The 20,978-nt window shown below is 65.1% G+C and carries 25 protein-coding genes and 1 pseudogene; 15 read left to right on the top strand and 11 right to left on the bottom strand.

Features of this window, described 5'->3' with window-relative positions; genetic code table 11:
- Positions 1-68: 68 nt before the first annotated feature.
- Together N539_RS15315 and N539_RS0104110 are read left to right on the top strand one after the other, a co-directional pair.
- A complete protein-coding gene (locus N539_RS15315) occupies positions 69-1,808 on the top strand; it encodes a putative bifunctional diguanylate cyclase/phosphodiesterase (protein ID WP_081774182.1) in 1,740 nt (579 codons plus the stop codon).
- Between the two features lie 85 nt (positions 1,809-1,893).
- Positions 1,894-2,223, top strand: a complete 330-nt coding sequence (locus N539_RS0104110; protein ID WP_028969251.1) for a hypothetical protein — start codon at positions 1,894-1,896, stop codon at positions 2,221-2,223.
- On the opposite strand, the gene N539_RS0104105 is transcribed toward N539_RS0104110, so the two are convergent.
- Positions 2,213-2,944 carry a DUF2334 domain-containing protein gene (locus tag N539_RS0104105; protein ID WP_037552116.1) on the bottom strand — a complete coding sequence of 244 codons (732 nt, stop codon included), beginning with the start codon at positions 2,942-2,944 and terminating at the stop codon, positions 2,213-2,215. The genes N539_RS0104110 and N539_RS0104105 overlap by 11 nt on opposite strands.
- Before the next feature lie 90 nt (positions 2,945-3,034).
- Between N539_RS0104105 and N539_RS15310 the strand changes: the two genes are divergently transcribed.
- Both N539_RS15310 and N539_RS18375 read left to right on the top strand, forming a co-directional pair.
- A complete protein-coding gene (locus N539_RS15310; protein ID WP_081774181.1) occupies positions 3,035-4,282 on the top strand; it encodes a glycosyltransferase in 1,248 nt (415 codons plus the stop codon).
- 88 nt (positions 4,283-4,370) lie between these two features.
- Complete coding sequence (locus N539_RS18375; RefSeq protein ID WP_156029749.1) at positions 4,371-4,547, top strand: hypothetical protein; 177 nt, start codon at positions 4,371-4,373, stop codon at positions 4,545-4,547.
- Here the strand turns inward: N539_RS18375 and N539_RS0104090 are convergent.
- Genes N539_RS0104090 through N539_RS0104080 form a run of 3 tightly spaced genes read right to left on the bottom strand, consistent with a single transcriptional unit; the run spans position 4,522 to position 6,832 of the window.
- Positions 4,522-5,664: a CCA tRNA nucleotidyltransferase gene (locus N539_RS0104090; RefSeq protein WP_051531489.1), complete on the bottom strand. Its 1,143-nt coding sequence runs from the start codon at positions 5,662-5,664 to the stop codon at positions 4,522-4,524. The genes N539_RS18375 and N539_RS0104090 overlap by 26 nt on opposite strands.
- 35 nt (positions 5,665-5,699) lie before the next feature.
- Positions 5,700-6,281 carry a CoA pyrophosphatase gene (locus tag N539_RS0104085; protein ID WP_028969248.1) on the bottom strand — a complete coding sequence of 194 codons (582 nt, stop codon included), beginning with the start codon at positions 6,279-6,281 and terminating at the stop codon, positions 5,700-5,702.
- Positions 6,278-6,832 (bottom strand): DUF1285 domain-containing protein, encoded by a 555-nt coding sequence (locus N539_RS0104080; RefSeq protein ID WP_028969247.1) that lies wholly within the window; start codon positions 6,830-6,832, stop codon positions 6,278-6,280. The genes N539_RS0104085 and N539_RS0104080 overlap by 4 nt, the downstream gene beginning before the upstream one ends.
- Before the next feature lie 80 nt (positions 6,833-6,912).
- Between N539_RS0104080 and N539_RS0104075 the strand changes: the two genes are divergently transcribed.
- The 8 genes from N539_RS0104075 to glmU all read left to right on the top strand — a co-directional run bounded on the left by N539_RS0104075 (position 6,913) and on the right by glmU (position 12,683).
- Positions 6,913-7,647 carry an SDR family oxidoreductase gene (locus N539_RS0104075; RefSeq protein ID WP_028969246.1) on the top strand — a complete coding sequence of 245 codons (735 nt, stop codon included), beginning with the start codon at positions 6,913-6,915 and terminating at the stop codon, positions 7,645-7,647.
- Positions 7,644-8,069: a dihydroneopterin aldolase gene (locus tag N539_RS0104070; protein WP_028969245.1), complete on the top strand. Its 426-nt coding sequence runs from the start codon at positions 7,644-7,646 to the stop codon at positions 8,067-8,069. Before N539_RS0104075 ends, N539_RS0104070 begins: the two co-directional genes overlap by 4 nt.
- 201 nt (positions 8,070-8,270) lie before the next feature.
- A complete protein-coding gene (locus N539_RS19105) occupies positions 8,271-8,936 on the top strand; it encodes an energy transducer TonB (RefSeq protein ID WP_028969244.1) in 666 nt (221 codons plus the stop codon).
- A gap of 36 nt (positions 8,937-8,972) precedes the next feature.
- Positions 8,973-9,752 carry a MotA/TolQ/ExbB proton channel family protein gene (locus tag N539_RS0104060; protein ID WP_028969243.1) on the top strand — a complete coding sequence of 260 codons (780 nt, stop codon included), beginning with the start codon at positions 8,973-8,975 and terminating at the stop codon, positions 9,750-9,752.
- A 59-nt stretch (positions 9,753-9,811) separates the two neighbouring features.
- Positions 9,812-10,297: an ExbD/TolR family protein gene (locus tag N539_RS0104055; RefSeq protein WP_028969242.1), complete on the top strand. Its 486-nt coding sequence runs from the start codon at positions 9,812-9,814 to the stop codon at positions 10,295-10,297.
- Between the two features lie 12 nt (positions 10,298-10,309).
- Entirely contained in the window at positions 10,310-10,744 is a 435-nt protein-coding gene (locus tag N539_RS0104050; RefSeq protein WP_028969241.1) for an ExbD/TolR family protein, read from the top strand.
- A gap of 110 nt (positions 10,745-10,854) precedes the next feature.
- Positions 10,855-11,274 (top strand): ExbD/TolR family protein, encoded by a 420-nt coding sequence (locus N539_RS0104045; protein ID WP_028969240.1) that lies wholly within the window; start codon positions 10,855-10,857, stop codon positions 11,272-11,274.
- A gap of 53 nt (positions 11,275-11,327) precedes the next feature.
- Complete coding sequence (glmU, locus tag N539_RS0104040; protein ID WP_028969239.1) at positions 11,328-12,683, top strand: bifunctional UDP-N-acetylglucosamine diphosphorylase/glucosamine-1-phosphate N-acetyltransferase GlmU; 1,356 nt, start codon at positions 11,328-11,330, stop codon at positions 12,681-12,683.
- A gap of 19 nt (positions 12,684-12,702) precedes the next feature.
- Here the strand turns inward: glmU and N539_RS0104035 are convergent, their stop codons facing one another.
- On the bottom strand, positions 12,703-13,218 hold the full coding sequence (locus N539_RS0104035; protein ID WP_156029748.1) for a DUF2846 domain-containing protein: 516 nt from the start codon (positions 13,216-13,218) through the stop codon (positions 12,703-12,705).
- A gap of 24 nt (positions 13,219-13,242) precedes the next feature.
- Complete coding sequence (locus tag N539_RS0104030; RefSeq protein WP_156029747.1) at positions 13,243-13,755, bottom strand: hypothetical protein; 513 nt, start codon at positions 13,753-13,755, stop codon at positions 13,243-13,245.
- Between the two features lie 227 nt (positions 13,756-13,982).
- Between N539_RS0104030 and glmS the strand changes: the two genes are divergently transcribed.
- From glmS to alr, 3 genes and pseudogenes are all read left to right on the top strand, one after another.
- Complete coding sequence (gene glmS, locus N539_RS0104025; protein ID WP_028969236.1) at positions 13,983-15,806, top strand: glutamine--fructose-6-phosphate transaminase (isomerizing); 1,824 nt, start codon at positions 13,983-13,985, stop codon at positions 15,804-15,806.
- 8 nt (positions 15,807-15,814) lie between these two features.
- Positions 15,815-16,186, top strand: coding sequence for a tRNA-binding protein (locus N539_RS0104020; RefSeq protein ID WP_028969235.1), 372 nt, complete (start codon positions 15,815-15,817; stop codon positions 16,184-16,186).
- Positions 16,186-17,208, top strand: a pseudogene (alr, locus tag N539_RS0104015) (alanine racemase); the annotation flags it as partial. The gene N539_RS0104020 and the pseudogene alr, both read left to right, overlap by 1 nt.
- Here alr and nth read toward each other — a convergent pair.
- The 5 genes from nth to N539_RS0103990 all read right to left on the bottom strand — a co-directional run bounded on the left by nth (position 17,093) and on the right by N539_RS0103990 (position 20,935).
- Positions 17,093-17,860 carry an endonuclease III gene (gene nth / locus N539_RS18925; RefSeq protein ID WP_028969233.1) on the bottom strand — a complete coding sequence of 256 codons (768 nt, stop codon included), beginning with the start codon at positions 17,858-17,860 and terminating at the stop codon, positions 17,093-17,095. The pseudogene alr and the gene nth overlap by 116 nt on opposite strands.
- Positions 17,857-18,579, bottom strand: coding sequence for a 4-hydroxy-tetrahydrodipicolinate reductase (dapB, locus tag N539_RS0104005; protein ID WP_037552110.1), 723 nt, complete (start codon positions 18,577-18,579; stop codon positions 17,857-17,859). The genes nth and dapB overlap by 4 nt, the downstream gene beginning before the upstream one ends.
- Before the next feature lie 10 nt (positions 18,580-18,589).
- Positions 18,590-19,336 (bottom strand): DUF72 domain-containing protein, encoded by a 747-nt coding sequence (locus N539_RS0104000; protein ID WP_028969231.1) that lies wholly within the window; start codon positions 19,334-19,336, stop codon positions 18,590-18,592.
- A 22-nt stretch (positions 19,337-19,358) separates the two neighbouring features.
- The gene (locus N539_RS15305; protein ID WP_051531316.1) at positions 19,359-19,862 is read right to left on the bottom strand and encodes a YybH family protein; all 504 of its coding nucleotides are present in this window, start codon (positions 19,860-19,862) and stop codon (positions 19,359-19,361) included.
- Positions 19,863-19,927: 65 nt separating this feature from the next.
- Positions 19,928-20,935 (bottom strand): sensor histidine kinase, encoded by a 1,008-nt coding sequence (locus N539_RS0103990; protein WP_156029746.1) that lies wholly within the window; start codon positions 20,933-20,935, stop codon positions 19,928-19,930.
- Positions 20,936-20,978 lie beyond the last annotated feature (43 nt).

The raw sequence follows: 20,978 nt of genomic DNA, 5'->3' as shown, positions 1-20,978 counted from the left end.
CCGCCGCAGAGGGAAAAACCGGCGTTTTGGATACTTCGAATTAACCGGTCTGCGGCATAGCAGGCGCCATGCAGGCTGCAGCAAGCCGCTCGTCCGGGATCGACAGGCGCCGGCGGGGGCACATTTCTGGCGCGAAACCGCATCCGGCGAGTGCGGACGATACTGGCTTGCTCGATGCGCTGCCGATTGCGGCGGCGATCATCGAGCAAGCGGCCAAAGGCTCCATGCAGATCAGCGCCCACAACAGCCGCTTTTTCGACACTGTCCAGCAATCGAGCTCCGCCGCGCGCGACTGGAACGCGGCCGATTGCCTCAAGTCGGGGCCGATCGCCGAAGCGCTGACGAAGTTCTTCGACGGCAGCGACACCCGGGGCGAGCTCGATTTCAAGGATGGTGAGGGCGTGTCGTCCCACCATTTCCGCCTCAAGCTCGCGCCCCTTCCGCAAAAAGGGAACGGCCCGCGCTGCCTGTTGAGCGTGGTCGACCGCACCGTCGAAGTTCAGGCGGAGCGGACGCTCAGGGCCGAAATGCTTCGCGACAGCCTCACCGGGCTCCCCAACCGCTTGGCGTTCACCGAGGCGGTCGAGAAGGCCGGGGAAACGGTCCATCGCGACCTCGAACATGCGGTCCTCGTCGTCGACATGCTGCGCTTCAGCCGAATCAATGAGTCGATGGGCAGCCTCGCCGGGGACGAGCTGTTGATCACCTTCGCCCGCCGGTTGATCCTCGCGCTTCGCGCCGGCGACGTGCTGGCACGCACCGGTGGTAATGAGTTTGGCGTGCTGGTCTCGCTCCGCCGCGGCGTTGAGGATGCGCTCAAGGCCGCCCAGCGAATCCAGGACGTGATGACCACGCCGTTCAAGATCTCGGACCTCGAGATTCGCGTCGAATGCGCGATCGGCGTCGCTCTCATGCATGCCGGGCAGGATCCCGAAGAACTGTTCCGCAATGCCCAGTTCGCGGTCAAGCAGGCCAAGATCGCCGGCAAACCGCAGGTCTATGAGCCCAAGCAGGCGAGCGAGGCGCGGCGCCGCTTCTCGATCGAGACCGAGCTTCGGCGCGCGCTCGACAAGGACCAGCTCAGGCTTTTTTATCAGCCGCTGATCGACCTCAAGTCGGGTGAGGTGGCCGGGTTCGAGGCGCTCGCGCGCTGGACGCACGAGGATCGCGGCGAGATCAGCCCGAGCGAATTCATTCCCGTCGCCGAAGAATCCGGGCTGATCCTTCAGCTCGGCCGCTGGGCGATGGACTGCGCCGTCCAGACGCTCGCCGACTGGGACAAAAGGTGCGGCGAGAAATTGCCGCTCTACGTCGGCGTCAACCTCTCCGCGATTCAGGTCGCGCGCGACAATATCGCGGAGATGGTCGAGGACTCGCTGCGCGCCAGCGGGCTGGCCGGCGATCGCCTCACCTTGGAGCTCACCGAGAGCTCGATCGTCCAGGATCCCGCGCGGGCGACGCGCGTGTTCGATGCCTTGAAGGCGCTCGACGCGACGGTCGCGATGGACGATTTCGGGACCGGCTATTCGAGCCTGGCCTATCTTCAGCGCCTGCCGATCGACGTCCTCAAGATCGACAAGAGCTTCGTCTCCGGAATGATGGTCGACCCCGATGCGGTGGCGATCGTCCGGGCCGTGCTCAGCCTCGCCGAAGCGCTCGGCATGTCGACCACCGCGGAAGGGATTGAGACGGTCGAACTGGCGACCACCCTGGCGACGCTGGGCTGTGCGTCGGGACAAGGCTTTTACTTTGCCAAGCCGCTCGAAGCCGAGGCCGCGCTCGATTATTGGAAATCACGCCGCCACTGAGCCATTTCAGCTCACCCGCTCGCTCGCTGGAACTCCATACTGACGCTTCGGGTTTAGGCTCCCGCAACAGGGGAGTTGAAGCGCCATGTCGCGACGGCTCGCGATGGCTGCGATGGGATTGCTCGCCACGGCGACGGGATCGCAGGCGCAAATGCGGCCGATTGGTGCGAATGACGTCGCGCATGTTGCCGTCGCGCGCACCCTTGATCTTCGGCTGGCGGAGAGCAGCGAGGCGCCACGAACCGAACCGCTCGTGCGCGGCATGCTGATTGGACGGAGGGTCGCCGCCAATGCGACCCTTGGCCTTGGCTTGGCCAATATGTATCGAAAGAAGACGCCGTCCGAATGGCGCGCCGGCGACACGCGGCCCACACCGTCTCGCAAACCGGCCGTTACCTTCGTCCTTAAATTCTGACACCCAGATCGGCATAACGCGCCGCTTGGCGGCCCCTCATCCCAGTCCGAAACGTCTGCTTGATACTGCGGACCACAGCGGGATGACGGCTGTCGGGCGGGTGAACGGCGATCCGCAGGACCTTCTGGGGCGACCTGCCTAGCGTTGCCGCCGCGGCAAGGGATGACGCCAGGCGTAGAGTGGTTCGGCTGGCCCAGGTGATGACGGGGCCGCGGGCGAGCTTCGCGTCGGTCGCGGGCGACCAGACGCGCCAATGGTCTTCGGCCATCGGCATAACGCAGTCCGCCAGCGCTTCGAGCGTTCCGGCGCCGTATAGCCAGGCGGGGGCGACGAAGCCGGCGATTTCCCGGCCGGTGATGTCTTCGAGAAGCCTGCGGCCAGCCGCGATACGTCTGGCGGCCTCTGTCCGCGACAGGCCGAGGAATTCCCCTTCGCCCGCGGTCATGATCGTGGCGCGGAACCGATCGCGGCCTCGATGGCGGGCCTCGTCGCGATGGAAGAAACCGTGGAGGAATATCTCCAACCCGCTAGCCGACCAGGCGCGGAGCCGCGTCGCAAATGCCGATCCGGGCACGATCGGCGCATCCCCCCAATGGTTCGGCACGACGAGCATCGCGATCCGCTCGCCGACCGAGGGGCGGAGCATCTCGAGCAGGCGATCCACCTCGCCTTCGAAACGGGGCGAGACGTCGTGGATGGAGGCGAGCAGCAATCGGGGCATTCGAGGACATTATGCGCGTCCGCGAGCGGCCTTCCGCATTAAAAAAGCTTCACTTGATGTTCGTGCGCTTTCCCGGCTCGACGCTGCGCGATGCGGATCGTCGACGTCAGCGCCTTTTATTCGCCCGCGGGTGGCGGAGTCCGCACCTACGTCGAAGCCAAGCTGCGCGCCGCGCCGCGCTTTGGGCATGAGATGATCGTGGTCGTGCCGGGAAGAGACAATGCGGTCGAGCGCCGCGGTCCCGGAGCCTATCTTGTCAGCCTCGCATCGCCGACGCTGCCGGTCGATCGCCGCTATCGCTATTTCGACGATCAGCAGGCGCTGCATCGAACTCTGGCCGCGTGGCGCCCAGACCATGTCGAGGCATCCTCCCCCTGGTCGAGTGCGACGATGGTCGGCCGCTGGCAGGGCGCGGCGTCGCGCTCGCTGGTCATGCATGCCGATCCGATGGCGGCTTACGCCTATCGCTGGCTTGGCGGGGTCGTCCGGATCGAAACGATCGACCGTTGGTTCGGCGCCTTCTGGCGCCATTTGCGCGGGCTCGGCCAGATGTTCGACGCAGTGATTTGCGCGAACGGCCAGCTGGCGGGACGGCTCCGCGCCGCCGGCATCGGAAATGCCCGGACCATCGCGATGGGCGTGGAACCGGAACGCTTTTCGCCGGCGCTTCGCTCATCCGCCTTGCGCGCGGATGCCTTGCGTTCCCTTGGCTTGGATTCGGACGCCACGCTCCTGGCCGGCATCGGGCGCTTCTCGGGCGAAAAACGTTGGGAGATGGTCGTGCGGGCCGTCGATGTCTGCTCGCGCCAGCGCCCCGTCGGCATGCTGCTCATCGGCGACGGCCCCAGACGGGCCAGGCTGGAGATCATGGTGGCGCGCATGGATCGCGTCGCTGTCCTGCCCCGGCTCGACAATCGCGCCGAGTTGGCGCGCATGGTCGCCAGCGCGGACGCGTTGATCCACGGCTGCGAGGCCGAGACTTTCTGCCTGGTCGCGGCCGAAGCGCGCGCCAGCGGGATCCCGATGATCGTGCCCGACCGCGGCGCGGCGCTTGACCTTCTCGCGCCGCACGCCGGCCACGCCTTTCGCGCAGGAAGCGAACGCTCGCTCCAACGGGCGATCGGTCGGTTCATCGACGGCGGCGTCGAGCTTCAACGCGCTGCCGCCGTCCGGGCATCCGGCGTGCGCACGATCGATCAGCATTTCGCCGAGCTGTTCGCGCTCTATGCGCAGGTGGCCTCGATGCCGGTATTCAGCCCGATGCCGATTTTGGCAGGCGCGGACTCCGGCGTGATTCCGGAGCTCGCGGTCGCACGCTCGAGTGTGCGACATTCCTGAAACACGAACTTCAGCGCCCTGTCACATTCATCGCTTAGTCACGCACGCTGTTCGAGGTAGCCCGCTGAGGGGTGGAGGCACACGTCCGATGTTGAATCCCGAAAGCCACGAATATTTCCTCCGCCGCGAGCGCGCCGAGCGCGCCGCCGCCAAGAATGCGGTTACCGACGCCGCCCGCCGGATCCATCAGGAGCTGGCGCAGGGTTATGCGGCATTGCTGCGCAACCCCCGGAACATTGTCATGCCCCCGCCAGTGAGTCGCTGACGATTCTGTCGAAGTCCTCGCCGGCGGGAAATCCGTCGGCGACCCAGCGATCCTCGATCGTCCGCAGGGTCCGGGCGACGATCGGGCCCTCCTTGAGACCGCGGGCAATGAGTTCGCCACCACCGATCGGCAGGCGCGGCGCCTTCCATCCCGCGATCGCGGCCGCGTCCGCGCTTTGGCCCGCGAGCAGCAGCCGGTCGATCGCGCAATCACTGCCGACGCGATAGGCGAGCGCCTGCGGCGATGAAGAGAGATCGGTAGACGCCGCGCATGATAACCGCTTCTTTGCCTTGTTCGAAAAGCGCAGGCGGGCGGCGATATCCTCGGCCAGGGCGGGGTCGCGCGGAAGCAGCGCGGCGAGACGGCGTAACGGGTCGGGAGCCACGCGTGCCGAGCGCTCGCTATCGAGCAGCGCTTCAAGGTCGCAAAGACTCTCGGGCGCGATTTCCGGAAGCACGGGCTTGAGAATTCCGCGCTGAAGCATGACCCCGACGGTCGGTGCGGGGTCGGCCATGCCAAGCAGTTTCAGGATCTCGTCGGCAATTCGTTCGCGCGACAGGGCCATCAAATCGTTCGCCCGCGCGGCACAGGCGTCGACCGCCGCGGCATCCGGCTCGCCCGAACCGAACCGGGCATGAAAGCGGAAGAAGCGGAGGATCCGAAGATGGTCCTCGGCGATGCGGGCGAGCGGGTCGCCAATGAACCGCACCCGGCGCGCTTCGAGATCCTCGAGGCCGCCGAAATAGTCGAACAATTCTCCGGTTACCGGATCGGCCGACAAAGCGTTGATCGTGAAGTCGCGCCTGGCCGCGTCTTCCTGCCAATCGTCGGTGAACGCCACCGTCGCGCGCCGGCCATCGGTCGAGACGTCGCGGCGGAGGCTGGTGATCTCGACCGCATGCCCGTCGCTGACCGCGGTTATCGTGCCGTGGTCGATTCCCGTCGGCACCGCCTTGATCCTCGCCGTCTGCAGCCGCGTCATCACGTCTTCGGGGCGAATTTTCGTGGCAAGATCGACGTCGCTGACCTTCAGTCCAAGAAGGTCGTCGCGGACCGCGCCGCCGACGTAGCGCGTGAGGCCCTCGTCGGCGCCGAGCGCGTTGAGCACGCGCGCCATGCCGCGCCGCTTGCGCCATTTGGCGGCGTCGAGCTTCACGCCTCCTCCAGTCTTCGTGACAGATTTACGATCATCGCCGCAGTTGCCCCCCAGATCCTGCGTTCGCTCCAGTGGATCTCGTAATAATGGCGCTCGTGCCCGCGGAACAGGGCGCTCGCGCGTTTCTGGTTTTCCGGGTCGAGGATGAAGGCGAGCGGCGCCTCGAACCAGTCGGCAACCTCATGCTCGTGCGGCGTCAGCGGGAGGTCGGGCGGCACGACGCCGATGACCGGAGTGACGATATAGTTAGTAACGGTCCGATAAGGCCCGATCTCTCCGATCACCTCGACGTCGGCCGGGTCGAGAAGGATTTCTTCATTGGCTTCGCGAAGTGCAGCCGCGACCGCGGTCTCGCCTTCGTCGACACGGCCGCCCGGGAAGGCAATCTGGCCGGCGTGCGTGCGCATATGCTCGCGGCGAACGGTGAGGATGACGCCAGGCTCCGCGCGATCGGTAATGGCGATCAGGACCGCGGCATGGACCGACGGCCCCGCGCCAAGCTCCTCGAGATCGCCTTCGAGCGGCAGTTGCGATGGTGGCCGGCGAAGCGCGGCGCGGAGCCGGTCGGCAAGGCTCATTCCGGGCCGTCCAGCGCGAAGAAGGCACCATTGCTCCACACGCCCGGCGGATGATGATCTTCGGCCAGCGCGATTTCCGCCAGCTCGTAATAGACCGGGCGGCTAAGCTCCGCCTCGAGGCCGTGACGAATCGATATTCGCGGCGACGGTTTGACCGTGAGCGGATGATCCGCGCCAAGAATCACGGCATCGCCGCTGTCCAGCTTGAACGCGATCGTCCGACCTTCGTGGTGGCCTTCGCTCGACATCTCGATGGCGCGAAAGGCGGTCGATTCGACCTCGATCTCAAGCTTCTCGACCGGCGTGACGAGGACGTGCCGGCCGTCGGGCTCGCGCCGCAGCACGGTTGAGAATAGCCGGATCATCGCCGGCCGGCGGATCAGCGCGCCCTGGTGGAACCAGGTGCCGTCGCGCGCGATCCGCATTTCCGAATGACCGCAGTGATCGGGGTTCCAGCGGTCGACCGGAGGCAGCCGACGCTCGTCGATCATGCGCTGCAGCTCGGACAGGCTGAGGCCGCGCAGCTCGATCGGGGGACGGGTTTCGGGCATGCACCCCCCTGTCATTGCGAGCGCAGCGACGCAATCCAGCCTTGCGCCACCCGGATTGCTCCGCCACTTCGTCGCTCGCAATGACGGCAACAAGGACGGCCATCGTCACGGGCGCCGGCAAGCGCGTCGGCGCCGACATCGCTCGCGCGCTGCTCGCGGACGGCTGGTCGGTCATTGCCCATGTCCATCACGAGGCCGACCAGGTTCCCGACGGGGCGACCAGGATCGTCGCCGATCTTTGTCAGCCGGACTGCGCGGAGATCATCTTCAAGGCGGCATCCGGCCTTCCGCCGGTGAGGCTGCTCGTCAACAATGCGGCCCGTTTCGCGCACGACGGCTTCGGCGCGTTCGACGCCGATGAATTCGCCGCGCACATGGCGGTCAATGCCCGCGCTCCGGCCTTGCTGAGCGATCGCTTCGCCAGGCAGCATGACGGGGCGGAGGATGCGCTGATCGTTAACCTGCTCGATTCGAAGCTGGCGGCGCCGAACCCCGATTATCTGAGCTACACCTTGTCCAAGCAGGCGCTGGCGGGCCTGACCGAGCTCGCCGCTCGCGCGCTGGCGTCGCGCGGTATCCGGGTCAATGCCGTGGCGCCGGGCCTGATGCTTCGATCAAGCGGGCAATCGGAGGAAAACTTTCGCGCCAGGTACGCCGACAATCCGCTTGGTCGCGGCGTAACCGCGGATGACGTGATTGGCGCCGTCCGCTACCTCGCCGACGCGAAATGCGTCACTGGCCAGGTGCTGGTGATCGATTCCGGCCATCGCTTCATGACCCTGGAGCGGGACGTCCAATTCCTGGGGGATGCATGACCATTACCGAACCCAAGCTTATCGGATTGGTGCCGGACCATCTCAAGGTCCGTTCGGCGCGCATCCTGCTCGAATCCCTAGCGGTCCAGGTGGACATCGGCTTTCACGATTTCGAAGTGGGAGCACCGCAGCGCCTGCTGGTCTCGGTCGAGATCTGGCTCGACGATGTGAGCATGCCGCACGACGACGATCCGGCGCATGCATGGAACTATGATTTCCTTCGCACCGAGGTCGAGGAGCTTGCATCCGCTCGGCGCTACAATCTCCAGGAGACCCTGGCTCATGCCGTGTTCGAACGGATCGCCGCCTTCCGCGGAGTCAAGGCCGTGCGGGTACGGACCTCGAAGCCCGACGTTTATCCGGACGCGCATGGGGTGGGTGTCGAAATCGCTTCCTTTTCCGGACCTTGGCCCGAAGCCTGAACGACTCACCTTAGGACACGGGGTTTCACGCCTTCCGGACGTGGAACAAAATCCGTTGCGCGGCCTTTGAGTGGGGGATAAGGAAGCGCGCTTGTGCGTCGATGATATGTTGATACATCGGCTAGGGTTCAATGGACGGGGCGCGGCCGACGCCTGGTCTGACCGTGGCAGCACGGCGCATCGAGGGAGAGCACTGGGTTAATGTCATACGCCCAAAAAAAAGAACTCAGCGGCAACCGGACACTGGCGATCATCATCGTTGCCATTCTCCAGCTCGGATTGGGCTACGCCATCGTCACTGGTCTGGCCTACAACGTAATCAAAAAGGCCGCGGAGGACCTCAAGACTTTCGACGTCGAGGAGCAGCCGCCGCCCCCTGAGGAGCCGCCGCCGCCGCCCAAGGACATGCCGAAGGTCCCGCCGCCGCCGACCATTCCGCCGCCGCTGGTGCGCATGGAAGCGCCGGCGCCGCCGATCCAGGTGATCGAGGCACCTCATCCGCCGCCGATCCCGCAGGTCGCCTTGGCGCCGCCTCCGCCGGCCCCGCCACCACCGCCACGTAAGACGCAGTCAGCTCAGAGTGCGAAGGGTGATCTGCGAACGCTATTTAGCACGGACGATTATCCGGCCTCGGCGCTTGCCGCCGGCGCGGGAGGCACTGCACAAGCAGAGCTGACGATCGGTACGGACGGACGCGTCGTCGCTTGCAATCTGATCCGCTCGACGGGCAACGGAGCGTTGGACTCGGCGACCTGCAATATTTTGCGTCGCCGCGCCAAGTTCTCGCCGGCGCGCGACAGCAATGGCAACGCGACCACGGATACCATCCGGACGCCAACGATTACCTGGGTCGTCCCGGCCGAATAAATTGCACTAAATTCTATTCAGAAGGAAAGCACAGTCATGCAAGCAGCACCCGCCGCAACGGCCAACCCTTATGGCCTGATTCCCGCCCTTCAGCAGGGTGGCATCATCGCCATCTCGGTGTTCTCCATTCTCGTCCTGATGTCGATCTTCTCGTTCTACATCCTGTTCACCAAACTAATGCAGCAGCAGAAGATCATCGCTCAGGGCCGCAAAGTCCGCTCAAGCTTCTGGAACTCGGCTAACCTGCGCGAAGCGGCGCAGAAGTTGGAGGCGCGCAGCGCCTATCGCTCGATCGTCGACGACGCGCTCATTGCGCAGGACCAGCACAGCAAGCTGACCGACCCGATCGATCAGCATGACTGGATGGCGAACAGCCTGGCACGCAGCCAGGGCGCGATCAGCTCGCGCCTCGGCGAAGGCCTCGCCTTCCTCGCGACGGTGGGCTCGACCGCGCCATTCATCGGTCTGTTCGGCACCGTCGTGGGCATCTATCGCGCGCTGATCAGGATCGGCGCTTCCGGCCAGGCGTCGATCGACGCGGTCGCCGGCCCGGTCGGTGAGGCGCTGATCATGACCGCGCTCGGCCTCGTCGTCGCGGTTCCGGCCGTGCTCGCCTACAACTGGCTGGTCCGCCGCAACAAGTCGATCATGGAGGACCTCGCGGCCTTCACCAACGACCTTCACGGCTATCTGATGTCCGACGGTGCGGTGAAGCCGCGTGTTGGGGGCGCTCCGGGCTCGGCCGCACGCACCAGCGCTCCGGCTCGCGGCGCCGCGCCGAGCGAGCCGGTCCGCACGCCGACCACCGCCCAATAATCGCGCCAGGCTCCGGCTCTTCTAGAGCCGGGGCCCCGCCCGGATAAAGTAGAGGAACGATGGCAGGTCAAGTAATCCAAGGCGACGAAGACGAAGCCATATCCGACATCAACGTTGTACCGTTGACCGACGTGATGCTGGTGCTTCTGATCGTGTTCTTGATCACAACCCAGGTGATCAAGCAGACGATTCCCATCAAATTGCCGAATGTGCGGTACGAGCCGACGACGACGAAGCCGGACAACGTCTCGCTGGTGGTCCGCAACGGTCCTGGCGATTCCTGCGAGGTCTATTGGGGCGTGACCAGGGTCAACCAGAAGGACCTGCTCGATCGCGCCGTCAAGAAGCTCGAGGATCAGATCAAGAAGGTCGGCGGGGTCCAGAACATCAACGAAGACAATATGCCGGAGGCGCATATCCGTGGCGACGTCAACACGCGGTACAAGTGCATCGGCGCGGCGATCATCACCATGCAACAGGCTGGCTTCCAGCGCGTCGGCTTCATTTCCGAGCCGCCGCCGCTGACCGGCTATCGCGCCGAATAGGAGCTTTTCAGCATGTCTATGCAAACTACCGGTGACAATGACTCCGGCGAACCCATGATCGACATGAACGTGACGCCGCTCATCGACGTCATGCTGGTTCTCCTCATCATGTTCATCATCACCATTCCGATCCAGACGCACGCGGTGAAGCTCGACCTTCCGGTTCAGCAGCAGAATCCGCCGCCCCAGGTGATCGATCCGATCAAGAACGTGCTATCGATCAACGCTCAGGATCAGGTGCTGTGGAACGGTTCACCGGTCACAATGCCGCAGCTGCGCGCCTATCTCGACACAACGCAGCAGATGAACCCCGTCCCCGAGCTTCACCTGCAGCCGGACGCGACCGCTCGCTACGAGATCGTCGACAAGGTGCTCGCGGTTACCAAGCAGGCGCACGTCCAAAAGATGGGCTTCGTCGGCAACGAATATTATATGAACATCTTCTAGGAAGCCTCAGGCTTTCGACAGATTTGGCGGTCCCTCCGGGGGCCGCTTTTTTTGCGCTCTTGCGTCGCTGTGCCGGTTATGAGATATTATAACAGCTAGGAGAGCGATCAATGCGCGTTGCCTCGGCCGTCGCCACTCCGCCGCCCATCTTGGACCTGAACACAACGCCGCTGATCGACGTCATGCTGGTCTTGCTGGCGATGTTCGTCATCACCATTCCAATCCAGACCCACGCGGTGAAGTTGGACGTCCCGCCGCCGTGCCCGACATGTCCTTACGTACGGCACGTCTCTAACGAAATCGCGATTCAGTCCTCAGGGCAGATCCTGTGGAATGAAGGGCCGGTGTCGCAGGATCAGTTGCGGTTCGTGCTTCGGCAATCGCAGAGGATCACGCCGGCACCTGAGCTTCATCTGCGCCCAGCGCCCGATGCTCGGTACGAGACGGTCGATGAAGTGCTTGGCGTCATCAAGCGCGAACATGTCCGAAAGTTCGGCTTTATCGGCAACGAAGCTTACGCGAGCTACTGACCGGCGCCAGCCACTGGCGCTGGCTTCGGCGCCATGCCATTGCTCGCGCCACGATGAGCGACCAGCGCCGTTTCGCCGTAGTCATCCTCGCCGCCGGGCAGGGCACGCGCATGCGCTCCGACACGCACAAGGTGCTGCACCCGATCGCCAGCCGGCCGCTGCTCCTCCACCTCATCGACCGCGTCGACGCCCTTGGCGCCGACAAGCGCGTCGTGGTGGTCGGCAAGGGCCGGGAGCAGGTCGAAGCCGCGATCCGCGACCGCGACGTCGCGGTAGCGCTCCAGGCCGAGCAAAAGGGTACCGGCCATGCGGTGCAGCAGGCCGAGCAAGCGCTCGCCGGCTACGACGGGCCGGTTCTGGTCCTTTATGGCGACACGCCCTTCGTCGAGGCCGAGACGCTGCGGCGAATGCTCGACCGGCTCGACGGCGACGGCGGCCCCGGCGTGGTCGTCCTCGCCTCGACCCCGCCTGACCCGCTGAAATACGGACGGATCATCCTCGGCGACGGCGACCGCATCGCCAGGATGGTCGAATATAAGGACGCGACCGAGGAGGAGCGGGCGGTCCGCCTGTGCAACTCCGGCATGATGGCGGTGCGGGCTCGGGATCTATTCCGGTGGCTGGGCGAGGTCGGTAACGACAATGCGGCCGGCGAATTCTACCTCCCCGACATCGTCAACATCGCTGCCGCCGAAGGCCGCGACGCGGTCGTGATCGAAGGCGATCCGTATGAGACCGCCGGCGTCAACAGCCGTGCCGAGCTCGCGCATCTGGAGCTCGAATGGCAGCGCCGCCGCCGCGAGGAAGTGCTCGACGAGGGCGCGACGCTGATCGATCCCGAAAGCGTCTGGTTCGCCTACGACACCAGGCTCGCGCGAGACGTGACGGTCGAGCCGCATGTCGTATTCGGGCCAGGCGTCGAGATCGCCGAGGGGGCGGTGATCAAGGCGTTCAGCCACATCGAGGGCGCAATCATCGGGACGAAGGCGAGCATCGGCCCGTTCGCCAGGATCCGCCCCGGCACGACGCTCGGCGCGCGGACCAAGGTCGGCAATTTCGTCGAGCTCAAGAAGGCGCAGGTCGGCGAGGGCGCCAAGGTCAATCATCTGTCCTATGTCGGCGACGCTGAAGTCGGTGCGCGCGCCAACATCGGCGCCGGCACCATCACCTGCAATTACGACGGGTTCGGCAAGTACCGCACGGTGATCGGGGCGGGCGCCTTCATCGGGTCGAACACAGCTTTGGTCGCGCCGGTGACGATCGGCGACGGCGCGATCGTCGGGGCCGGCTCGGTGATCACCGAAAACGTCGAGGCCGACGCGCTCGCCGTCGAGCGTAGCGACCAGAAGGGCGTTGCCGGCTGGGCGAAGCGCTTTCGCGAGCGGATGACTCGGAAAGCGGCGGAATAGCCCAGCCGGCGCAGGCAGCTTAGCCCTTATTCGCTTCCGGCGTCTCGGCCTTGGCGTCTTCCTTAGAATCGAACGGCGGCTGAAGTTTCAGCTTCTTGCCGCGCTTGTCGAAATCGGCCCGGTCCTGGGTCGAAAGATTCGGCCGTCCGACGAGGAAACCCATGCTGATGTTGCAGCGCGCATACTGCGTCTCACCGTCCTCGACGTTGACCCGCACCACGTCCTTGGATTCGCTGTGAACCGAATATTCGTGCACTCCGGGGATCGTCTGCAAAACGAAATATTTGCCCGGCGGCAAGCGGTTCAAGACCTTCTCGCCTTCGTTGACGCGGCAGCTGACCAAGCCGCCCATCGACGATGGACGATAGAAGACAACCTGTCCCATCCCCGCCGGCGGCGGCGCAATCTGCGGCGCGACTTTGGCGGCCTTCGTATCCTGGGCGGCCGTTTCGACATTTGCACCGGTGTCGGCAGCATTGGCCGGCACGGAAAAAGCTGCGGCGGCGCCGATTAGCAAAACTGTATTCAAACGCATTCTCACTCACTCCTTGTTGGATATCTATGGCTGGGCGTGGATGATGGTGTCGGTGGTCACAACCGCGTTGGCGCGGGTCCCGCTCGCAATGTCGATATTGCCACCGCCAATGAACATGCCGGCAACGCCTATTACCGCAGTCGCAACCATCGCCTGCCCAAAGCGGTCGCGGCCGCTGCTTGGGCCATAGCCGAAGCGCTTTAGTCCGATCTTTTGGCCGTCGAGCATCACATAAGGCGCGCCGAGCACAAGCTCTCCCGCCTTCCCGCCGAAAGCGCCATGCGAGACCTGAATCACCTCGGCAAATCCTTCCGTGCCGGCCGGAAGGACGACCATGCCGTCGACCGAGACCGACGCAGCGACGCGAATTCGAATTTGTTCACCCTGATGGCTGGTCTTGCTGCTCGCGGCCGTGACGATTTCCAGTTCGACCGGGGTTAGCGCGGCTAGCTTGCGCTCTGCCGCGAGCGGCGCCGCCGGCGTTGCATCGCCAGAATCTGTAGCTGCTTCCACGCCGGTTTGCGGGATGGGCTGCATCAGGTCCTGACCTCGTGCCGCACTTGTCACGGTGCACGCAGCCAATAGCGCGGCCGCGCTCAACATCTTCAAATTCACGGAAAAATCCCCCGAGACCCTTAGGCAAACCTAGCAGCTGAATCGGGATGCAAAAGCCCTTTGAAACCGATCCACAGCAAAGTGATGCGTTCCGGCAACATTGGCTGTAGCGAGGCCGGCAATCGTCGAGTCTGCAGGGTTCATGTTGGATGTGCGGAATTGTTGGAATTGTCGGGAAATCGGACGTCGCTCAGCGGCTGTTCGACGGGCTCAAGCGGCTCGAATATCGCGGCTACGATTCCGCCGGGATCTGCACGATCGAAGGCGGTGAACTGGAGCGGCGCCGCGCCGAAGGCAAGCTCGACAATCTCGCGGCCGAACTGCGGGCCCATCCGCTGCACGGCATCATCGGGATCGCGCACACCCGCTGGGCGACCCACGGCGCGCCGACCGTCGGCAATGCCCATCCCCACATCGCCGGCGGGGTCGCACTGGTCCACAACGGCATCATCGAGAATTTCAAGCCGCTGCGCGACGAGCTCATCGCCGACGGCCGACAATTTCTGAGCGAAACCGACAGCGAAGTCGTCGCGCATCTGGTCGCGCGCGAAGTCGAGCGCGGCGCGTCGCCTCAAGACGCGGTCGCGGCCGTCCTGCCGCGGCTGCATGGTGCGTTTGCGATTGCTTTCCTGTTCCGCGACCATCCGGACCTGATCATCGGCGCCCGAATGGGCGCGCCGTTGACCGTCGGCTACGGCGACGGCGAGAATTATCTCGGCTCGGACGCCCTGGCGCTGGCGCCGTGGACGCAGCGCATCGCCTATCTCGATGAGGGCGATTGGGCGGTCGTGCGCCGCGATCGCATCGACGTCTTCGACCGTGATAACCGCTCCGTCGAGCGGCCGATCGTCGAATCCGGCGCGACCTCGGCCCCGATCGAGAAGGGCAATTACGCCCACTACATGCAGAAGGAGATTTTCGAGCAACCGATCGTGGTTGCCCAAACTCTCCAGAGCTACGTCCGTCCGTTCGAAGGCGAGATCGCGCTGCCGGTGGCCGACGCCGACCTCGAATCGGTCGAGCGGCTGACCATCGTCGCCTGCGGCACCAGTTACTATGCCGGGCTGGTCGCGAAATACTGGGTCGAGCGGTTCGCGCGCGTGCCTGTCGACATCGATGTCGCGAGCGAGTTCCGGTACCGCGATCCGATCCTCGAGCCGGGCGGCATGGCATTGTTCGTCAGCCAGTCGGGCGAGACCGCGGACACGCTTGCCGCGCTGCGCCACGCGCGTTCGCAGGAGCAGCGCATCGCCGTCGTGGTCAACGTGCCCACGAGCTCGATGGCGCGCGAGGCCGACCTGTTGCTGCCGACCCATGCGGGCCCGGAGATCGGGGTTGCGTCGACCAAGGCGTTCACCTGCCAGCTGGCCGTGCTCGCGGCGCTGGCGGCCAATCTTGCGCGGGCCAAGGGACGGCTGACGCGCGAGGAGGAGCGGGAAATTGTCGCCCATCTCCAGGAAGCCCCGGCGGCGCTCAATGCAGCGCTCAATCATGACGACGATATCGCGGCGATGGCTGGCCTGATCGCGCCGGCCCGCGACGTGCTCTACCTCGGCCGCGGCCCGGACTTTCCGATGGCCCTCGAGGGCGCGCTGAAGCTCAAGGAGATCAGCTACATCCACGCCGAGGGCTATGCCGCCGGCGAGATGAAGCACGGCCCGATCGCGCTGATCGACGACGAGGTGCCGGTGATCGTCCTCGCGCCGTCGGGTCTGCTGTTCGAGAAGACCGTCAGCAACATGCAGGAGGTCCGCGCCCGTGGCGGCAGGATCGTCCTCATCAGCGATGCCAAGGGGATCGCAGAGGCCGGCGAGGGGTGCATGGCGACGATCGAGATGCCGCAGGTCCACCCGCTGATCGCGCCGCTGGTTTATGCCGTGCCGGTGCAGCTGCTCGCTTATCATGTGGCGGTGCTGAAGGGCACGGACGTGGACCAGCCGCGCAATCTCGCGAAGAGTGTGACGGTCGAATGAGGTGTTAGGTGCATAAGCTTCACGACCAGGATGCTCCGCGCGCCGATACCATCACCTTTGATGACTTCCTAAAGATCGATGTCCGCGTCGGCACCATCGTTCGCGCCGAGTCGTTTCCCGAGGCGCGGAAGCCCGCCTACAAGCTGACGATCGACTTTGGGCCTGCGATCGGCACCAAGCGCTCCTCGGCGCAGATCACCACTCACTACAGGCTGGAAGACCTGATCGGCCGCCAGGTCGCGGCGGTGGTCAATTTCCCGCCGCGGCAGATTGGGCCGTTCATGTCGGAGGTGCTCACACTCGGCTTCCCCGACGAAGGCGGGGAAGTCGTGCTGATCGGCCCGAGCGTTGGCGTCCCCAATGGCGGACAGCTGTATTGATGCACCGTCCGCTTCGCCTGACCATCGACCGCACAGCGATTCAGGAGAATTGGCGCTGGCTCCAGGACCGCGCCGGCGTACCGGCGGGCGCGGCGATCAAGGCCGACGGCTATGGCCTTGGCGCTCGCGAGACCGCGCAGGCGCTCTATCAGGCGGGCTGCCGGGACTTCTTCGTTTCGACCTGGGCGGAGGCCGAGGCGCTCGGGCCACTCCCGTTGGGCGCCGGCCTCGTCGTCCTTCACGGCGTCGGCCCAGCGGACGCCGAGGCGCCGCTCGCGTCCACCGCGCGGCCCTGCCTCAACACCATCGAGCAGGTCGGCCGCTGGAAAGAGATTGCGCCCGGGCGGCCGTGCGACGTGATGATCGACACCGGGATCAACCGGCTGGGCTTGCGGCCGACGGAGATCGAGGCGCTCGACCGGCTCGCGATCGACACGCTGCACAGCCATCTCGCCTGCGCCGACGAGGACGATCCGCTCAACGAGATGCAGCTCGAGCGCTTCCGCGCCGTGGCTTCGGCGGTGACGGCCAAGCGATACAGCATGGCCAACAGTGCCGGGATTTGCCTCGGGCGCGATTACAGCTTCGACCTCGTCCGACCGGGCCTTGCGCTCTACGGCGGCGTCCCGCGCGAGGAGGCGGACGGCCACATTCGCAGCGTGGCGCGGGTCGACGCCGAAATCGTCCAGCGGCGCACCATCCCGGCCGGCGAGAGCTGCGGCTATGGCGCGACCTTCGTCGCCACGGAAGACACCGAGGCGGCGATCCTCAATATCGGTTACGCCGACGGCTATTTGCGCGGCTTCTCCTCGCGCGGCTCGGCGTTCGCCGGCGAGTTTGCGCTGCCGGTGCTCGGGCGGGTGTCGATGGACCTGATCGCGGTCGGCTGCGATGCCGCGCCGGGGCTCAAGGAAGGCGAGTGGGTCGAGCTCGACTACGACCTGCCGTCGGCCTCGAAACAGTCGGGCCTCTCGCAATACGAGCTTTTGACGACGCTCGGTTCGCGGTTCGAGCGGCGCTGGGTTTAGTCCTGTCGCCCGGCGGCGGGGTTTTGGGCTGATAGCGGCAAAGGTCGATCACCGGGCAGCGCCAGCATTCGGGCAGGCGAGCCTTGCAGGTGTAGCGCCCGTGCAGGATCAGCCAGTGGTGCGCGTCGCGGCGAAATGGTTGCGGCACGATCTTCTCGAGCTTCGCTTCGACTGCGTCGACACTTTTGCCCGGTGCAAGCCCGGTGCGGTTGCAGACTCTGAACACGTGGGTGTCGACCGCGAAGGTCTCCTCGCCGAACGCGGTATTGAGGACGACGTTGGCGGTCTTGCGGCCGACGCCGGGGAGCGCCTGCAATTCCTCACGGCTGCGCGGGACTCGGCTGCCATGCCGGTCGATCAGGGCCCGGCTCAATGCGATGACGTTCTTCGCCTTGGTGTTGAACAGGCCGATCGTCTTGATCGCGTCGCGCAACCGGTCCTCGCCAAATTCCACCATCTGTTGCGGTGTCTTGATATGCTCGAAGAGCGGACGCGTGGCGATGTTGACGCTGGCGTCGGTGGCTTGCGCGGAGAGCACGACGGCAACGAGCAATTGATAGGGATTGGTCGATTGAAGCTCGGTCGTCGGCGACGGGTTCGCCTCGGCCAGCCGACGGAAGAATTCGAAAACCTGCTCCCGCTTCAAGCTTTGGCTTCTAGGGCGCGGATGACGTCATGCATGGAATAAAGGCCGGCCGGCTTGCCCACGAGGAAGCGGGCGCCGGCCAGTGCACCCCTGGCGAAGATCATTCGGTTCTCGGCGTGGTGCGACAGGATGAGCTGCTCGTTCGGTCCAAGGAATTTGACGTCATGATCGCCCGCGACGGTTCCACCGCGGAGCGAGGCGAACCCGATCGCGCCGGTTTGGCGAGCGAGGCCGGTCCCCTCGCGGCCAGCCTCGAGTGCGAGATCGACACCGCGTCCGCGCGCGGCGGCATGTCCGAGGAGGAGCGCCGTCCCGGACGGTGCATCGGCCTTCATCCGATGGTGCGTTTCGGCGATTTCGATGTCCCATTCCGGCCCCAGGACCTCGGCAGCGCGCGCAACCAGCTCGGCAAGCAAGGTGATCCCGAGCGACGTATTGGCCGCTCGCAGCACCGCAGCCTGTTCAGATGCCTTGGCAATTCGTTGACCGGCGGCTTCATCGAGCCCGGTCGTTCCAATCAGGATCGGGACGTTCGCCGCGATCGCGCGGTCAAGGCTGCCCTCAAGCGCGTCAGGCGCCGAGAAATCGAGCAGCACGTCGCCGTGGTCCTGGTCGATCGCGAACGCGGGATTGTCTTCCACCGCCGTGGCGATGGCTTTGCCCATGCGGCCTTCGCGGGCGATGAGGCTGATCCGGATCGGCTGGTCGGCAGTGCGCATGCGCAGATGGTTAGCGAAGCCGTTCCTGCAGCGCTAGCGCGGCGGCGGGTGCCCGGACCTTCGCGCCGTTGATCATGAAGATGTACGCGTCGCGTCCGTCCTTCTGCCATTTGCGGGCGCGTGTCGCGTAGCCGTCGAGTGCGACGTCGTCATAACCCGTTTCGACCGCTTCGTTCATCCGCTGCAGCCGCGCGTAGGCGAAGTCGGCGGTGTCGACGTCGATGCACGGATAATCATCGGAATCCTCGAACACGACGGCGATGTTCCGCGCTCGGCACAGTTCGAAGAACCTGTCGTCGTCGAAGCTTTTGTGCCGCGGCTCGATGACGTGGCGGAGCTTCATTCCGTCCAGCTGGTCGGGCAGCAGGTCGATGAACCCCGCGATATCGTCGCGGTCGAACCTGCGGTAGGGCGTGAATTGCCACAGGATCGGGCCAAGCTTGGGCCCAAGCGCGGAAAACCCCTGGGCGAAGAACCCGTTGAGTCCTTCGGCGGCTTCGGCAAGCTTCGACTTCATCACGCAATAGCGCGAGCCCTTGACCGCGAACTGGAACCCGTCGGGAGCGACGCTTTCCCAATTCTCCCAGCTTTTCGGCTTCTGCCGGCCATAGAAGGTCGCATTGATCTCGATCGCGGTCATTGCCCGCGAGGCATATTCGAGCTCTTTGGCCTGCGGCAGCTTGTCGGGGTAGAAGACGCCGCGCCAGGGCGCATAGGTCCAGCCGCCGATGCCGATGCGGATTTGGCCCTCGCTCACGGGCGCAACGACGCTGCCGGCGTTACTTGGCCGCGGGCGCCGGGCCGGGAATGATATAGTCCTCGACGGCTTTCCATTTTCCATCGGACTGCGGCTTCCACACCGTGATGTAGGTTCCGGTGCTGGTCGCCGGCTGCTTGGTCGCTGCATCGGTCATCTGCAGCGAATAGTGGCCGCGGCTATAGGCGAGGTCGCCGGACCGCGCGACTTCGACGACGTCGGACGCGAAGCTGAGCTTGAGGTTGGGGTCGCTGGTCAGCGAGTCCATTTCTTTGCGCCGCGCGCCCGAATCCGTGGCCAGCGCCGCGCCGGGCGACCCGAGCGCGCCATTGTCGGCATAGTGCGACGCCAGTGCGTCGGGGTTCTTCGAGGCGTAGTCCTTCTCCCACTGCACCTCCTGCGCCTTGATGTCGGCCGCGATCTTGCTCGCGTCGGCGTGGTGGTGGTCTTTCCATTCGCGATGGTGACAGCCGGTTAGAGCGAGCGCGGCGACACCGGTCAGAGCGATCGTGACGGGCTTGATCATGGCAATTCCCCTCGAAATTGGCGCGGACGCGTAACAATCATGCGCGGCCGAGTCGCACAAGCGGTTTACGCGAGCGCGGGAACGAGCAGGCGATGGGTCGTTCCGTCTTTCGACGTTGAAACATCGTGCTTGGCGCCGAGATGGTGGGCGAAGCTGTCGACCAGCTTGCGGCCGAGCCCAGTGCCGGCAGCAGCCGAGCGGCCGTTCATGCCACAGCCGTTGTCCGAGACTTCGAGCTCGAGACCGGCGCCGACCGTTTTCGAAAGAACCCGAACAATGCCGTGACGACCGTCGGTGAAGGCGTGCTTCAGAGCATTGGTCACGAGCTCATTGACGATGATTGCGAGCTGGATCGCGGTATCGGCGCTGGCGACCACGTCCGGCACGTCGCATTCGACGCGCACGTCGCCGCGCGCCAGCCCGCGCTCCAGCTGCGCGCACAGGCCGCAAAGGTGATCGCGCAGCTTCACCGTCGACAAATCCTCGCCACGGATGGCGAGATGCTCGGTGGCAACCGAAATCGCGGCGATCCGGTCGGTGACCTGGCGCAGCGCCTCGCGAATGTCCGGATTGGTCGCGCGCGCTGCCTGAAGCTCGATCAGCGACAGCACGGTCTGATAATTGTTCTTGGCGCGGTGATCGATTTCGCGCCGCGCCTGGTCGAGCAATTCCATGCGGCGCTCGCGCTCCGACAGATTTTTGGCAACTTCACGTTGATAGAGCGCGATGACGAGCAGGATGATGATCTGCGCCAATGTCGCGATGACCAGTCCGCCTACTCTACTGTCGCTCGCCGCCGCGGCCGCGGGCCGCGACGCAATGACGGTCCATGCTAGGATTTGACCGGCGATCAGCGTCACCGCTCCGCCCCGCCAGCCGGCAATCACCGCCGACACCACGACCCCGAGAAAGACGAAGGAATAGGGAGCGCGATCGCCGGCGAACGGGATCAGCGCCACGCGCACCGCCAGGAAGACCACCGCCGCGGCCAACCCGACGGCGATCTCCACCGCCGGCTCAGGGACGCGGTGGGCAAGCCGCTCCGGTAGGCGCGAGCGGAGGATCTCCCTCAATGTACGTTTGCCCCCTCTTTAAACAGCGTTCGCCCCGGTCCCG

This window comes from Sphingomonas sp. URHD0057 (assembly GCF_000620665.1).
In the GTDB taxonomy this organism is placed as follows: Bacteria; Pseudomonadota; Alphaproteobacteria; order Sphingomonadales; family Sphingomonadaceae; genus Sphingomicrobium.
The sequence above is the reverse complement of the archived record's forward strand: the minus strand, read 5'-3'. Positions and strand labels throughout refer to the sequence as shown.

Excerpts from the sequence above, each read along its gene's own strand:
- N539_RS15315 (WP_081774182.1), top strand. The coding sequence starts at position 69 with ATGCAGGCTGCAGCAAGCCGCTCGTCCGGGATCGACAGGCGCCGGCGG.
- N539_RS0104110 (WP_028969251.1), top strand. The coding sequence starts at position 1,894 with ATGTCGCGACGGCTCGCGATGGCTGCGATGGGATTGCTCGCCACGGCG.
- N539_RS0104105 (WP_037552116.1), bottom strand. The coding sequence starts at position 2,944 with ATGCCCCGATTGCTGCTCGCCTCCATCCACGACGTCTCGCCCCGTTTC.
- N539_RS15310 (WP_081774181.1), top strand. The coding sequence starts at position 3,035 with ATGCGGATCGTCGACGTCAGCGCCTTTTATTCGCCCGCGGGTGGCGGA.
- N539_RS18375 (WP_156029749.1), top strand. The coding sequence starts at position 4,371 with ATGTTGAATCCCGAAAGCCACGAATATTTCCTCCGCCGCGAGCGCGCC.
- N539_RS0104090 (WP_051531489.1), bottom strand. The coding sequence starts at position 5,664 with ATGGCGCGCGTGCTCAACGCGCTCGGCGCCGACGAGGGCCTCACGCGC.
- N539_RS0104085 (WP_028969248.1), bottom strand. The coding sequence starts at position 6,281 with ATGAGCCTTGCCGACCGGCTCCGCGCCGCGCTTCGCCGGCCACCATCG.
- N539_RS0104080 (WP_028969247.1), bottom strand. The coding sequence starts at position 6,832 with ATGCCCGAAACCCGTCCCCCGATCGAGCTGCGCGGCCTCAGCCTGTCC.
- N539_RS0104075 (WP_028969246.1), top strand. The coding sequence starts at position 6,913 with ATGACGGCAACAAGGACGGCCATCGTCACGGGCGCCGGCAAGCGCGTC.
- N539_RS0104070 (WP_028969245.1), top strand. The coding sequence starts at position 7,644 with ATGACCATTACCGAACCCAAGCTTATCGGATTGGTGCCGGACCATCTC.
- N539_RS19105 (WP_028969244.1), top strand. The coding sequence starts at position 8,271 with ATGTCATACGCCCAAAAAAAAGAACTCAGCGGCAACCGGACACTGGCG.
- N539_RS0104060 (WP_028969243.1), top strand. The coding sequence starts at position 8,973 with ATGCAAGCAGCACCCGCCGCAACGGCCAACCCTTATGGCCTGATTCCC.
- N539_RS0104055 (WP_028969242.1), top strand. The coding sequence starts at position 9,812 with ATGGCAGGTCAAGTAATCCAAGGCGACGAAGACGAAGCCATATCCGAC.
- N539_RS0104050 (WP_028969241.1), top strand. The coding sequence starts at position 10,310 with ATGTCTATGCAAACTACCGGTGACAATGACTCCGGCGAACCCATGATC.
- N539_RS0104045 (WP_028969240.1), top strand. The coding sequence starts at position 10,855 with ATGCGCGTTGCCTCGGCCGTCGCCACTCCGCCGCCCATCTTGGACCTG.
- glmU (WP_028969239.1), top strand. The coding sequence starts at position 11,328 with ATGAGCGACCAGCGCCGTTTCGCCGTAGTCATCCTCGCCGCCGGGCAG.
- N539_RS0104035 (WP_156029748.1), bottom strand. The coding sequence starts at position 13,218 with ATGCGTTTGAATACAGTTTTGCTAATCGGCGCCGCCGCAGCTTTTTCC.
- N539_RS0104030 (WP_156029747.1), bottom strand. The coding sequence starts at position 13,755 with ATGCAGCCCATCCCGCAAACCGGCGTGGAAGCAGCTACAGATTCTGGC.
- glmS (WP_028969236.1), top strand. The coding sequence starts at position 13,983 with ATGTGCGGAATTGTTGGAATTGTCGGGAAATCGGACGTCGCTCAGCGG.
- dapB (WP_037552110.1), bottom strand. The coding sequence starts at position 18,579 with ATGCGCACTGCCGACCAGCCGATCCGGATCAGCCTCATCGCCCGCGAA.
- N539_RS15305 (WP_051531316.1), bottom strand. The coding sequence starts at position 19,862 with ATGATCAAGCCCGTCACGATCGCTCTGACCGGTGTCGCCGCGCTCGCT.